We start from the raw sequence: 13705 nt of genomic DNA, 5'->3' as shown, positions 1-13705 counted from the left end.
CCAGCGAGCCCGGCCACCCGGCGAGCCCGGCCTGCCTCGCCTGCCTCGCCTGCCCGGCCGACTGGTCCATGCTCACGTTGGCCGTTGCCCAGCCAGCCCGATCTGCCCAGCCTGCTCCGCCAGCCGATTCATGCGCGCTCTCAACTCCGCTTCCCTGCGCGCCGCCGCCACCCGTACCTCGTGGTCGCTGCCCCTCGATCTCGTGCCGTACCCGGCGAGGCGACCCATCAGGGTCCCCGACGGTCAGGCGGTCACCCGGCCAGGACCTTCACCACGCCGGTGATGGCCAGCTGCACCAGGGCCAGCGGCACCAGCCCCACCCAGGCGAGCCGTTGCAGCTGGTCCTCCCGCAGCCGGGGGAAGCTGACCCGCAGCCAGATCACCACGAACGCCAGCGCGAACACCTTGACGAACGTCCAGACCACACCCGGGAGCAGCGGCCCGTGCCAGCCGCCCAGGAACAGCACGGTCGTGAGGAACGCCAGCACCACGATGCCGACGTACTCCGACAGCATGAACAGCGCGAACCGCATGCCCGTGTACTCGGTCATCGGGCCCATGATGATCTCGGACTCGGCGATCGGCATGTCGAACGGCGGGCGGCGCAGCTCGGCGAGCCCGGCCAGGAAGAAGACCACCCCGCCGATCGCCTGCCAGGGCAGCCACCACCACTGCCAGGCCTCGACGATGCCGGGAAGGGACAGGGTGCCGGCCGCCATCGCCACCGACGAGGCCGCCAGCACCAGCGGCAGCTCGTAGGACATGAGCTGGGCGGCCGCGCGCATCCCGCCGAGCACCGAGTACTTGTTGGCCGAGGCCCACCCCGCCATGATCGCGCCGAGCACGCCGATGCCCATGACCGCGAGCACGTAGAACAGGCCGAGGTCGAGGTCGACGCCGACGAGCCCGGGACCGATGGGGATGACGATCAGCACGAGCAGGTACGGCACCAGCGCGACGCCCGGCGCGAGCTGGAAGACGCGCCGGTCGGCGGCGGCCGGGATCACGTCCTCCTTCTGGGCGAACTTCACGCCGTCGGCGATGAGCTGCGCCCAGCCGTGGAAGCCTCCGGCGTACATGGGGCCGAGGCGGGACTGCATGTGGGCCATGACCTTGTGCTCGGTCTGGCCGACGATCAGCGGCAGGAGGAGGAAGACGAGCAGGATGACGACGAAGCGCAGGACGATGTCGAGGACTTCACCCATCGGGCTCCTCCACAGGCGCGGGGGGGACGGCGGACGACGACTCCGGGGGATTCGCGACGGGCGGCGCGGCGGCCGACGGGTCGGGTGTGGGCGGGGCGGCGGGGGTGTTTCCCCAGTCGGCGGGGACGCCGGGCGGGAGCGTCTTGCGGCGGCTCGGCGCGCCGTGCCCCGACTCGCCGGGCTCTTTCGCGCCAGGCCACGGTTTGGCCACCCGCGCCGCCAGCACGAAGTCCTTGCGCAGCGGGTGTCCCTCGAAGCCGTCCGGCAGCAGCAGCGGCACCAGATGGGGGTGGTCGTCGAAGACCACGCCGAACATCTCGAACGTCTCCCGTTCGTGCCAGTTCGCGCCCCGGTACACCCCGACGGCGGACGGCAAGCGCGGGTCGGCGCGGGAGACCGTCGTCCGCAGCAATAGCCGATCACGCGTGGCCGGGTTGTAGACGTGCGCGACGATCCCGAACCCGTCAGGAGGCTCGTCCACGCCGGTCAGCCAGTCGAAGAACACGTAGCCCGCGTCTCTGCAGAAGGTCAGCAGCTCGATCCAGTCGGCCGCGGCGACCTCGACGGTGCGCTCACCCCATGACTCGCTGACCTGCGCCCTGTCCCCGAAGTGCGCCTCCAGGCCGGTCGTCACGCGTCCTCCCCGTGGGAGCGCGACCAGATGTAGCGGTCGCTCAGCCGTTCCCCGGCGATCTGCTCCTGGAGCTTCATGATGCCGTGCAGGAGCGCCTCGGGCCTGGGCGGGCAGCCGGGGACGTAGACGTCGACGGGGATGATCTGGTCGACGCCCTTGGTGACGCAGTAGGAGTCCCAGTAGGGGCCGCCGGAGTTGGAGCACGCGCCGAAGGAGATGACGTACTTGGGGTCGGGCATCTGCTCGTACAGGCGCTTGACGGCGGGGGCCATCTTGTCGGTGACGGTGCCCGAGACGATCATCAGGTCCGCCTGCCTGGGGCCGTTCGCGAACGGGATCACGCCGAAGCGGATGAAGTCGTGCCTGCTCATCGAGGTGGCGATGAACTCGATGGCGCAGCACGCCAGCCCGAAGTTGAAGACCCACAGGGAGTAGCGCCGCCCCCAGTTGAGCACGAAGCGCATCGGCTTCGGCGCCAGCCGGGAGACCGGCCCCACAGTCGGCATCGGAAGATCGGCCATGACGCCATTGTCCAACGCCGGCGGCCCGAGGAGTAGAGGGGGCGTCATGTCCAGGTGAGGACGCGCTTGCGCCAGGCGTAGACGATGCCGAGCGCGATGAACCCCAGGAAGACGAACATCTCCACGAGCGTCGTCATTCCGTAGCCGGGGGCCGCGAACACGATCGCCCACGGGAACAGGAACACCGCGTCGACGGCGAACACCACGTAGAGGTAGGTGAAGACGTAGTACCTGATCTGCGACTGCGCCCACCCCTCGCCGACGGGGTCGACGCCGCACTCGTAGGTGGTGAGTTTCTCGGGCGTCGGGCGGGTGGGGCGCAGCAGGCGGTTGGCCATGAGCGCGCCGGCCACGATGGCCACGCCGATGACGAGCAGCGCGAAGACCAGTGCGTAGGAGCCGAAGTAGCCACCCATGTGCTGATGGTAACCCGGGCCAAAACCTCTGTCCTCTTAGTCCAAAATCGGGGCAAAACACGATTAAGCCCCCATAATCTGGCACGCATGCTCAAAAGGCGATTCTTCGGAGGAATCGCGCTGATAGCCGCCGTCACCACCGGCTGCGGCATGGCGACCGCCTCCCCCGAGCGGGACCTGCGCGTTCCCGCTGAGCCCACGATGATCGGCTTCGTCCACCCCGCCGACGTACCAGGCCTGACCACCAGGACCCTCACCAGGGGCGACGCAGGCGACAGGGACGTGCACATTGTCTATCCGCAACTGAAGGACGCCCCCGCTCTCAACCACCGGCTCAACTCGCTCGCCGAGAGCCAGTTGCGCCGCTTCATGCGGAACACGAGCCCCGCGGCCGCCCAGCCCCGTCCGGAGCTGAACGTGGACTGGCAGCTGACCGCCGCCACCCGCGACATCGTCGGCGTACGGCTGCGCACCGGCGAGTTCGCCGGAGCCAACTGGGCCAACTCCCTCCAAACGATTTGGTACGACAAAGTCTTCGGCAAGGTCGTCGACTCCTCCGGCCTGGTCACGGCCCTGGACCCGCTGGCCGCCATCGTCAGGGCCGAGCTCAGGAAACGCGGCACCGAGGTCGACTACGACGCGGTGAAGGCCGACCCCGAGCTGTTCGACTCCATGGCCTTCAACGGCAAGGGCGACCTCGTCGTCGAGTTCGACGACTTCCAGGTGGGTCCGGGGGCGCTGGGCAGGGTGGCGGTCGCCGTACCGGGCAAGCAGGTCAAACCGCTGCTGTCAGCGGCCGGATGGCGCGCGCGGGCGGCCGCCAAGGACGCTCTGCCCTCGCCCGCGGTCCGCGGGAAGCTAAGCGAGAGCCCGCCCGCCGTGAGCTCAGGGGCGGGGAGCGTGAACTGCGACGAGGCGATGTGCGTCGCGCTGACGTTCGACGACGGGCCCGGCGCCTACACCGGCCGGCTGCTGGACGAGCTGGAGAAGGCCGGCGCGAGGGCGACGTTCTTCACCGTCGGCACCAACGTGCCGGCCAATCGCGGGCTGGTCCAGCGCATGCGCGAGCAGGGGCACCTGGTCGCCAACCACACCTGGTCGCACCTCGACCTGACGAAGCTGTCGAACACCAGGATCGCCGACGCGTTCGCCAGGGGGGAGTGTGCGGTCAAGGCAGCGATCGGGCAGCGGCCTGCCCTGGCCCGCGCGCCGTACGGGGCGGTGAGCAAGGAGGTCAGGGCTGTTGCCCGAAAGATGGGGATCTCTTTGGTCAACTGGGACGTCGACACCTTGGACTGGCGCGACAGGGACGCGCAGGCGGTGGCGCGGCGGGCGATCAGCGGCGCGCACCCGGGCGCGATCATCCTCATGCACGACGTCCAGGAGACGGCGGCCGAGGCCGTTCCGGAGATCGTCCGGCAGTTGACCAAGAAGGGCTATACGTTCGTCACGGTCCCCGAGCTGTACGGCTCGGCCGGGATGAAGCCGGGGCTCGTCTACTCCTCGGGTAAGCAGCCCCTAACGTAGGTAACCCTTCGTGGGCGCATATAGTTAGGCAGCGTGACCCGAACCGTCCTCTTCGCCCGCCTGCACGTGGACCTGTGCCGGCTCGCGGCTGGGCTGTGTCGCCCCTTTCGTTCTCTCGCGTCGGCCTGACTTTCACCGCGTGTACCCGTGACGTGTGTCACGGAAACGTGTGACCCCCGAGGACTTAGCATGGAATTTGAGAACGTGCCACGAGCGCAGTCGAGGAGGACTTCGCTGTGACCAAGCAGGTTCAGCAACTCGACAGAGTTGTCATTCGGTTCGCCGGCGACTCCGGCGACGGAATGCAGCTCACCGGCGATCGCTTCACCGCTGGAACGGCGGAGTTCGGCAACGACCTGTCGACCCTGCCCAACTTCCCTGCCGAGATTCGGGCACCCGCAGGGACGCTGCCGGGCGTGTCGAGCTTCCAGCTCCACTTCGCCGACCACGACATCCTGACGCCGGGCGACTCGCCCAACGTCCTGGTCGCCATGAATCCGGCGGCGCTGAAGGCCAACCTGGGCGACCTGCCCAAGGGCGCCGACATCATCGCCAACACCGACGAGTTCACCAAGCGCAACCTGCAGAAGGTGGGCTACGACGTCAGCCCGCTCGAGGACGACTCGCTCAGCGAGTGGCGCGTCCACGCGGTGCCGCTGACCTCGCTCACGGTGAAGGCGCTCGAAGGCTTCGACCTGTCGAAGAAGGACGCCGAGCGGTCCAAGAACATGTTCGCCCTCGGGCTGCTGAGCTGGCTCTACCACCGGCCGACCGAGCACACGATCTCGTTCCTTGAGCAGAAGTTCGCCAAGAAGCCCGAGATCGCCAAGGCCAACATCGCGGCCTTCCAGGCGGGCTGGAACTACGGCGAGACGACCGAGTCGTTCTCGGTCTCCTACGAGGTCAAGCCGGCCAAGCTGGCGCCGGGCGTCTACCGCAACATCTCGGGCAACCAGGCGCTGGCCTACGGGCTGATCGCGGCCAGCGTGCAGGCGAAGCTCCCGCTGTTCCTCGGCTCCTACCCGATCACCCCGGCCAGCGACATCCTTCACGAGCTGTCCAGGCACAAGCGCTTCGGCATCCGCACCTTCCAGGCCGAGGACGAGATCGCGGGCGTCGGCGCGGCGCTCGGCGCCGCCTTCGGCGGGGCGCTCGGCGTGACGACGACCAGCGGCCCCGGCGTGGCGCTGAAGGCCGAGACGGTCGGCCTCGCGGTCATGACCGAGCTGCCGCTGATCCTGGTCGACGTGCAGCGCGCCGGGCCGAGCACCGGCATGCCGACCAAGACCGAGCAGACCGACCTGCTGATGGCGATGTTCGGCCGCAACGGCGAGTCGCCGGTGCCGATCGTGGCCCCCTCCTCGCCGAGCGACTGCTTCGACGCGGCGATCGAGGCCGCGCGGATCGCGGTGAAGTACCGCACGCCGGTCTACCTGCTGTCCGACGGCTACCTGGCCAACGGCTCGGAGCCGTGGCGGCTGCCCGAGGTCTCCGACCTGCCGGACATCTCCACCGAGTTCGCCACCGTGACGGACGAGGAGTTCCTGCCCTACAAGCGTGACGCCGAGACCCTGGCCCGCCCGTGGGCCATCCCCGGCACCGCGGGTCTCGAGCACCGCATCGGCGGCATCGAGAAGGCCGACGGCTCGGGCAACATCTCCTACGACCCGAACAACCACGACCGCATGGTCAGGCTCCGCCAGGCCAAGATCGACGGCATCGACGTTCCCGACCTCGAGGTCGACGACCCGACGGGCGACGCCAGGGTGCTGGTCCTCGGCTGGGGCTCCACCTACGGGCCCATCGCGGCGGCGGTGCGCCGCATCAGGAAGGCGGGCGGCAAGGTCGCGCAGGCGCACCTGCGCCACCTCAACCCGCTGCCCGCCAACACCGGCGACGTGCTCAAGAGCTACGACAAGGTGCTCCTGCCCGAGATCAACCTCGGCCAGCTGGCGCTGCTGCTGCGCGCGCGCTTCCTCGTCGACATCATCAGCTACAACCGCGTGCGCGGGCTCCCGTTCAAGGCCGAGGAGCTGGCCGGAGTCATCCAGGACGTGATCGACGCTTCAGGGAGCGGACAGTGACTGAACTCGTCAACGGCAAGGGCCTGGCCCTGGTCCCCAAGACCGAGGGCAAGCAGACCCTGAAGGACTTCAAGTCCGACCAGGAGGTCCGCTGGTGCCCCGGCTGCGGCGACTACGCCATCCTGGCCGCGGTCCAGAGCTTCCTGCCCGAGCTGGGGCTCAAGCGCGAGAACATCGTGTTCGTCTCCGGCATCGGCTGCTCGTCGAGGTTCCCGTACTACCTGAACACCTACGGCTTCCACTCCATCCACGGCCGCGCTCCGGCGATCGCGACGGGGCTGGCGGCCAGCAGGCCCGACCTGTCGGTGTGGGTGATCACGGGTGACGGCGACGCGCTGTCGATCGGCGGCAACCACCTGATCCACGCGCTGCGCCGCAACGTCAACCTGAACATCCTGCTGTTCAACAACAGGATCTACGGTCTGACCAAGGGCCAGTACTCCCCCACCTCCGAGATCGGCAAGATCACCAAGTCGACCCCGATGGGCTCGCTGGACAAGCCGTTCAACCCGATCTCGCTGGCGCTCGGCGCCGAGGCGTCGTTCGTGGCCCGCACGATCGACTCCGACCGCAAGCACCTGCAGTCGGTGCTGCGCGAGGCCACCGCCCACCGGGGCACGTCGCTGGTGGAGATCTACCAGAACTGCAACATCTTCAACGACAACGCCTTCGAGCAGCTCAAGGACCCCGAGGTCCGCGACGACATCACGCTGCGCCTGGAGCACGGCCAGCCGATCGCCAGCGCGTCCAAGGCCGTGGTCAGGTCGGCGGGCGGCGGCATCGAGGTGGTGCCGCTGGCCGAGGCGGGCGACCGTGTCCTGGTGCACGACGCGCACAATCCCGACCCGTCGGTGGCGTTCGCGCTGTCCAGGCTCGACGAGCCCGCGTTCGAGCACGTGCCGATCGGCATCTTCCGGCAGGTCGACCGGCCCGCCTACGACACACTGATGGCCGAGCAGCTCGAGGAGGCCGTGGCGCAGAAGGGTCCCGGCGACCTGAGCGACCTGCTCATGGGCGGCGACACCTGGCGCATCGGCTGACCGTCGGAGAGGGAGCCGCTGCCACCCGCGTGCTGGTCACCGGCGGCGCGGGGTTCATCGGCTCCCACTTCGCGGACCTGATGGGTGAGGCGCGGGTCACCGTACTCGACAAGCTCACCTATGCGGGCGACAAGGACAACGTGCCGGGCCACGCCGACCTGGTCGTCGGCGACATCTGCGACCGCGAGCTGCTGAGGGCGGTCGTCCCTGGCCACGACCTGGTGGTCAACTTCGCCGCCGAGTCGCACGTCGACCGCTCGATCGAGGATCCCGCGGCATTCGTGCGCACGAACGTGCTGGGCGTGGAGTCGCTGATGCGCGCCTGCCTGGAGGCGGGCGTGCCGAGGGTGGTGCACGTCTCCACCGACGAGGTCTACGGCAGCATCGACAGCGGCTCGTGGACCGAGGACGCCCCGCTGGCGCCCAACTCGCCCTACGCGGCGTCGAAGGCGTCCGGCGATTTGATCGCGCTCTCCTACTTCCGCACGTACGGCCTGCCCGTCATGATCACTCGCGGCGCGAACACGTACGGCCCCAGGCAGTACCCCGAGAAGATCATCCCGCTGTTCCTGAAGCTGCTGCGCAACGGCGAGCCCGTGCCCCTGTACGGCGACGGCGCCCACGTGCGCGAGTGGCTGCACGTCGAGGACCACTGCAGGGCCGTCAGGCTGGTCGCCGAGCGCGGCGAGCCCGGCGAGGTATACCACGTCGGCGGCACCACCGAGCTCACCAACAGGCGGCTCACCGAGCTGCTGCTGGCCGCCACCGGCCGCGACTGGGATCTCGTACGGCAGGCGCCCGACCGCAAGGCGCACGACCGCCGCTACTCCCTCGACGACGCGAGACTCCGCGCCCTCGGCTACGCGCCCATGGTGGAATTCGCCGAGGGGCTGGAGCGGCTCACTTCTTGACCGGGTCGGCGTCCGGATCCTTGACCACGGGCAGGCTCACCGTGTCGTCCTCGGCGGGCGCGTCCTGCGTCGCCCACGAGGTGGGGACCACCGCCGGCGGAGTGTCGCGCTGGGCGGGGATGACGGCCAGGCCGAGTAGTTTGGCCCCGACCTGCTGCATCTGCCGGGCCCCGTCGCCGATCTCCTCGAAACGGGTGCGCGGCGTCTCCACGGCCATGACGACGACGTCGGCCAGTTCGGCCAGCGCCTGCGCGTCGGCGCCCGAGCGGGTGGACGGCGCCTCGATCACGATGTAGCGGGCACGCTCGCGCAGCTCCCTGACCACCCTGGCCATCCGGTCGCCCTGCAGCATCTCGGAGACGAGGTCGGTGTCGAGGCCCGCGGGCAGGTAGCGGAGCGAGGGCATGGCGGGCGCGTTGACCTCGGCGGCGTCGAGCTCGACGTCGGACATCAGCGCCTCGGCCAGGCCCGGCTGGCGGCGCACGCCGAGCAGCGACTGGCTGATCCGCGACCGTAGGTCGGCGTTGACCAGGAGCACGTTCGACTCGACGCGGGCCAGCGCGGCGGCCACGTTGACGGCCACGATGTTGCCGCTCGGTCCCGGCGTTGCCCCGGTGATGAGGATGACGTGGTTGCCGGGGTCGGAGCTGAGGGTCGCGGTCAGCGAGTGGCACAGCTCGTGGAAGCGCTGGCCGGTGCGGCTGCGCGCGGACAGCAGCCCGAGAGAGCCATCCCTGCGGTTGGCGCGGACCTCGATGAGGACCGGCATGCCGAGCACCCTGGCGACGTCGCGGCCGGTGCGCACCCGCCTGTCGGAGCGGTCCACGAACAGCGCGGCGAGCACGCCGAGCAGCAGGCCGAGCATGAGCCCGCTGGGCAGGTAGGTGATCGGGTCGGGGTCGTCGGGCTTGGCCGGCAGGTACGCCTCGGTGATGATCTCGCCGGAGGCGAGGTTCAGCGTGGCCAGTTTGGCATCGGTGAGCTTGCCGCCCAGCGCCGTCAGCTGGCCGTAGACCAGCTCGCGCTCGGCCCGGTCGGTGGCGGGGATCTTCTTCAACTCGGCCGTCAGCTCGGTGAGCTGGCTCTTGAGGTTGTTGATCTGGCTGTTGGCCCGCTGGACCGCCCGGTCCTTGCGGTTGTCGAGGTAGGCGGCGGCGAAGGCGTGGGCGCCGCGCTGGGCGAGGGCGGCGGAGGGCGCCTGGTAGGCGATGGTGAGGATCGCGGACTCGGCGCTGGCCGTGACGGTGACGTTCTTGGCGAGGGCGACGGGCGACTGGCCGGTGCCCATGGCCTCGGCGGCGCGCTTGGCGACCTCCATCGACCGCACTCGTTGCGATTCGGTATCGATGCTGATACGCGAGGAGGCCCGGTCCATCTCGGTCGGCGACGTCACCAGGACGACCGCTTCCGAGACGAACGTCTGCGGGATGTACAGCACCGCGAGAGCCGCCAGGGACAACCCGGCGGCGGCCGCCGCGACGATCAGCCACCAGCGGCGACGGAGCATTCCGGTGTAGTCGGCGACTTCTAACGAGTCGCGCCCGCCCGCAGAGTCCATGTCCATCCCCCACCGCACCCCGAAACGCTTTCTTCACGATACTCGATCAGCTCATTAGCCGATTTGGTGAGTTTCATCCACAACGTCGTTCCAAGCAAGGGAGCCGGCGGTGCGATTCAAACCGAGGGCGTTCACGCTCAGCATCATCATCCTTCTCCTCACAACAACCACCGCAAATGCCGACTATTCACCACAGGCGCGGTCAAGTTGGGAGCCCAACGGCACGGTCTTCGCGATTCAGCGCGGGACGAGCCGGGTTTTCCTCGGTGGTTCCTTCACCTCGCTCCACAACCGGCGCACCGGGGAAACGGTCGCCGCGACCAGGCTCGCCGCTCTCGACGCCGCCACCGGAGACCTGATCCGCGACTGGCGGCCCACCGCCTCCGACACCGTCTACGACCTGGCCCTGTCCCCCGACGAGCAGCGCCTGTGGGCGGCCGGCCGGTTCACCACGATCAGCGGCACGACCAGGTACCGCCTGGCCGTCCTCGACCCCGAGACCGGAGCCGTCGACGCCGGGTGGACCACCGGCGCCAACAACGCCGTCCGCGCCCTGGCCCTCACCGGGGGACGCCTCTACGCGGGCGGCGACTTCACCAGCGCCGGCGGTACGGCACGCGCCCGCCTGGCCGCCATGGACGCGACCACCGGAGCGCTGGACGCCGCGTGGAACCCGGGCGCGACCAGCACCGTCTACGCGCTCGAACCCACTCCCGACGGGACGGCCGTGCTGGTCGGCGGCCGGTTCAGGACGCTGGGCGGCCAACCGCGCGACCACCTCGGCGCGGTCGACGCCATCTCCGGCGCGGTGACGGGCTGGACCCCTCCCCCCGGATGCGTCAACACCAACAACCCCTGCTTCGTGTGGGACCTGGCGGTGATGGACGGCCGCGCCTTCGCCGCCGTCTCCGGTCCCGGCGGGCGGCTGCTCGGCTACAGCCTGTCCTCCGGCGCCCGGCTCTGGCAGGTGTACGCCGACGGCGACGTGGAGTCGGTGTCGGCCCTGGACGGCAAGGTCTACGCGGCAGGCCACTTCGCGCCCGCGTTCGGCACCACGACCAGGTCGGGCCTGGCCGCGGTCGACGCCGTGACGGGCGCCGTCGACCCGTCCTTCGCGCCCCGGCTGAGCGGCACGCTGTCCACCTACGCCGTCGACGCGGGCCCTGACTTCCTGCGTGTGGGTGGAGCGTTCCAGCAAGTCAACTCGCAGGCCAAGACCCGTTACGCGGAGTTCCCCGTGCTGCCGCCGCTCACCGTCGTGGTGCCCGCGGGCGCCACCTGGCGCTACGACGCCTCCGGCGCGGACCTGGGCACGGCGTGGCGGGAGGAGGCGTTCGACGACTCGGCCTGGCAGGGTGGGCCCGCGCAGCTCGGGTTCGGCGACGGTGACGAGGCCACGGCCCTGCCGTTCGGGCGGATGACCTACTACCTGCGGCACACCTTCTCCGTCGCCGACCCAGCGGCGCTGACGCAGGCGACGGTGGACCTCGTACGGGATGACGGCGCGATCGTCTACGTGAACGGGGTGGAGGTGTTCAGGTCGAACCTGCCGGCCGGTCCGGTGACCGCCTCGACGCCCGCGTCGGCGACGGTGGGCGGCACGGACGAGTCGGCCTGGCGCACGCAGCCGATCAGCCCCTCGCTGCTGCACGCGGGGGTGAACACGATCGCAGTGGAGGTGCACCAGGCCGCGGCCAACTCCTCCGACCTCTCCTTCGACGCCCGCTTGAGCGTCCGGTAGGACCCCTTCCCGGGGCCGTTACGTGTAGCGGCCCCGGCCGCGGCGGGCGTAGACGAGCACCAGCACGACCGCCACCAGCCCGCTGCTGCCCGCGATCACCAGCATGACCAGGTCACGGCTGGTGTCCCTGATCGACACCGGGAGCGGGTCGGGCGCGGTCGCGGTGTCGGCCGCGGCGGGCAGCGGGACCGACCAGACGGGCTGCTTGGGCCCCTCGGAGTTCACCAGCAGGGCGTGGCCGTCGGCAGTGAAGCTCACGCCCTCCCCCTGCCGCTGCACGGGCAGGGCGATCTCCACGGGCTTGCTGGTGAACGCCCCGGCCACGTCGTTGCCCTTGACCCGCCACACCCACGCCTTCGTGGCGTTGCGAATCACGATCCGGTCGCCCGTGGGAGAGAACGCGGCCCCCGACGCCTGGAGCACGCCGACGTCGGCAACGAGCCTGGTCAGCTTGTTGACGCCCGTGGCGTTCAGGGTGGGCGGCGCGGCCCACAGGACCGGCTTCTGCGGCGCCTTCTCCGCCTTGCTGATCACGTAGATCTGTCCCGTCACCGGGTGGACGAGCATCGCCTCGCTGTTGCGGGCGATCCGGTCGTCGTACTCGACGGGGTAGCTCACCACGCCGGTGGCGGTGATCCGGCCCTTGGCGGTGGCGGGCGGCTCGTCGAGCGTGACGATCCTGAACGAGGCGCGCGGCTTCTGGCCGGCGGCCTGCCGTACGACCCAGGCGTCGCCGAGGTCGGCGAGGTAGATGCGGCCGCGGACGGTCGCGATGTCCTCCCAGTCCTCGTTGAGCCCCGCGGGCATGGCCACGGTCGCCCGCGTCCCACCACGCTCGTCGAGCACGTAAACCTCGTCGCCCCCACGGGCGTCTTCGGTCACGTGGTATCGGGCGCCGTCACCGCTGACCGAGATCCCGCTGACCTCGGCCAGTTGGACGTCGGCCACGTTGAACAGGGAGGAAGGATGCGGCGACGGCTGCGGGCCCAGGACTGTCAGGGAGAGCGATAAGACGACGACATCTCGCAGGTTCACGCGCCCAGCCCCCATGGTTGTTGAAACTTCGCCAGAAAAGTAGCATCCAGCGGTATTGATCCGTGATTGCCGCGACGGAATTACGGTCAGCGTGACCGAAAGGGGCCGACCATCCTAAAATCGCCACCCCCCTCCGTGAGCGTGGTCATTGCCACGCGCGACCGGATGGAGCTTCTCCACCATGCGGTGAACGCGGTTTTCGATCAGGACTACCCCGGCCCCATCGACGTCACCGTGGTATTCGACCAGTCCGAGCCGGCCGAAATCACCATAGAGCCACGAGAGAATCGCTTATTACGGACGATCCGGAATAGCAACACCCCCGGCCTTGCTGGTGCCCGTAATTCCGGCATCGCCCAGGCAGACGGCGACTACGTGGCCTTCTGCGACGACGACGACGAGTGGTTCCCCCGCAAGATCAGCGCCCAGCTCGCGGCGATCGAGGCGCATCCCACCGCCGTGGCCGCCGGTTGCGGCATCGAAGTGAGGTTCAACGGGCAGCCGAGCCCGCGTCTCGTGCCCCATGGCGTTGTCACGTTCCAGCATCTGCTGCGCGACCGCGTGATCGGGCTCAACGGCTCGACCCTGCTGATCCGGCGGGACGTCCTGGTCGAGAAGGTCGGCCCGGTGGACGAACGCCTGCCCGGCAGCTACGCCGAGGACTACGACCTGATGCTGCGCATCGCCAAGCAGGGCCCCATCCCCGTGGTGAAGGAGCCGCTGGTCGCCATCAACTGGGGCAGTTCCTTCTTCGCCGACCGCTTCCCGACGATCACCAGGGCGCTGACCTATCTGCTCGACAAGCACCCCGAGTTCGACTCCGAACCGGCGGGCAAGGCCCGCGTCGAGGGGCAGATCGCCTTCTTCCACGCGGCGGGCGGCGAACACGCCGCCGCCCGTGACTGGGCGATGCGGGCGCTGCGCCACAACTGGCGCGAGCGGCGCGGCTACCTGGCGCTCGGCATCGGGCTGCGGCTGATCAGCGCGCCCGCCACGATGCGCTACCTCAACGCCCGCGGCCGCGGGATCTGAC

The 13705-nt window shown here is 69.6% G+C and carries 12 protein-coding genes; 6 read left to right on the top strand and 6 right to left on the bottom strand.

The window, feature by feature from the left end; all coding sequences use genetic code 11:
- Window positions 1-251: 251 nt before the first annotated feature.
- From nuoH to ACFXJ8_RS32745, 4 genes are read right to left on the bottom strand one after another with little or no spacing between them, the layout of a single operon-like run.
- Complete coding sequence (gene nuoH / locus ACFXJ8_RS32760; protein WP_379647860.1) at window positions 252-1205, bottom strand: NADH-quinone oxidoreductase subunit NuoH; 954 nt, start codon at window positions 1203-1205, stop codon at window positions 252-254.
- Window positions 1198-1839, bottom strand: a complete 642-nt coding sequence (locus ACFXJ8_RS32755; RefSeq protein WP_379647859.1) for an NADH-quinone oxidoreductase subunit C — start codon at window positions 1837-1839, stop codon at window positions 1198-1200. Before ACFXJ8_RS32755 ends, nuoH begins: the two co-directional genes overlap by 8 nt.
- Window positions 1836-2345 (bottom strand): NADH-quinone oxidoreductase subunit B, encoded by a 510-nt coding sequence (locus ACFXJ8_RS32750; RefSeq protein WP_379647894.1) that lies wholly within the window; start codon window positions 2343-2345, stop codon window positions 1836-1838. The genes ACFXJ8_RS32755 and ACFXJ8_RS32750 overlap by 4 nt, the downstream gene beginning before the upstream one ends.
- A 59-nt stretch (window positions 2346-2404) precedes the next feature.
- Window positions 2405-2776, bottom strand: coding sequence for an NADH-quinone oxidoreductase subunit A (locus ACFXJ8_RS32745; protein WP_379647858.1), 372 nt, complete (start codon window positions 2774-2776; stop codon window positions 2405-2407).
- Between the two features lie 87 nt (window positions 2777-2863).
- Between ACFXJ8_RS32745 and ACFXJ8_RS32740 the strand changes: the two genes are divergently transcribed.
- The 4 genes from ACFXJ8_RS32740 to ACFXJ8_RS32725 all read left to right on the top strand — a co-directional run bounded on the left by ACFXJ8_RS32740 (window position 2864) and on the right by ACFXJ8_RS32725 (window position 8338).
- The gene (locus ACFXJ8_RS32740; protein WP_379647857.1) at window positions 2864-4303 is read left to right on the top strand and encodes a polysaccharide deacetylase family protein; all 1440 of its coding nucleotides are present in this window, start codon (window positions 2864-2866) and stop codon (window positions 4301-4303) included.
- Between the two features lie 236 nt (window positions 4304-4539).
- Window positions 4540-6387: a 2-oxoacid:acceptor oxidoreductase subunit alpha gene (locus tag ACFXJ8_RS32735; RefSeq protein ID WP_379647856.1), complete on the top strand. Its 1848-nt coding sequence runs from the start codon at window positions 4540-4542 to the stop codon at window positions 6385-6387.
- The gene (locus ACFXJ8_RS32730; protein ID WP_379647855.1) at window positions 6384-7427 is read left to right on the top strand and encodes a 2-oxoacid:ferredoxin oxidoreductase subunit beta; all 1044 of its coding nucleotides are present in this window, start codon (window positions 6384-6386) and stop codon (window positions 7425-7427) included. Before ACFXJ8_RS32735 ends, ACFXJ8_RS32730 begins: the two co-directional genes overlap by 4 nt.
- A gap of 29 nt (window positions 7428-7456) precedes the next feature.
- On the top strand, window positions 7457-8338 hold the full coding sequence (locus ACFXJ8_RS32725; RefSeq protein ID WP_379647854.1) for a dTDP-glucose 4,6-dehydratase: 882 nt from the start codon (window positions 7457-7459) through the stop codon (window positions 8336-8338).
- On the opposite strand, the gene ACFXJ8_RS32720 is transcribed toward ACFXJ8_RS32725, so the two are convergent.
- Complete coding sequence (locus tag ACFXJ8_RS32720; protein ID WP_379647853.1) at window positions 8328-9902, bottom strand: Wzz/FepE/Etk N-terminal domain-containing protein; 1575 nt, start codon at window positions 9900-9902, stop codon at window positions 8328-8330. The genes ACFXJ8_RS32725 and ACFXJ8_RS32720 overlap by 11 nt on opposite strands.
- Window positions 9903-10005: 103 nt before the next feature.
- Here ACFXJ8_RS32720 and ACFXJ8_RS32715 point away from each other — a divergent pair, with 103 nt between their 5' ends.
- Window positions 10006-11637, top strand: a complete 1632-nt coding sequence (locus ACFXJ8_RS32715) for a hypothetical protein (protein WP_379647852.1) — start codon at window positions 10006-10008, stop codon at window positions 11635-11637.
- A gap of 18 nt (window positions 11638-11655) precedes the next feature.
- Here the strand turns inward: ACFXJ8_RS32715 and ACFXJ8_RS32710 are convergent, their stop codons facing one another.
- Window positions 11656-12672: a hypothetical protein gene (locus ACFXJ8_RS32710; RefSeq protein WP_379647851.1), complete on the bottom strand. Its 1017-nt coding sequence runs from the start codon at window positions 12670-12672 to the stop codon at window positions 11656-11658.
- A gap of 135 nt (window positions 12673-12807) precedes the next feature.
- Between ACFXJ8_RS32710 and ACFXJ8_RS32705 the strand changes: the two genes are divergently transcribed.
- The gene (locus ACFXJ8_RS32705; protein WP_379647850.1) at window positions 12808-13704 is read left to right on the top strand and encodes a glycosyltransferase family 2 protein; all 897 of its coding nucleotides are present in this window, start codon (window positions 12808-12810) and stop codon (window positions 13702-13704) included.
- Window position 13705 lies beyond the last annotated feature (1 nt).

It is taken from the genome of Nonomuraea sp. NPDC059194 (assembly GCF_042754765.1).
In the GTDB taxonomy this organism is placed as follows: Bacteria; Actinomycetota; Actinomycetes; order Streptosporangiales; family Streptosporangiaceae; genus Nonomuraea.
This window is presented reverse-complemented; position numbering and strand designations above follow the sequence as displayed.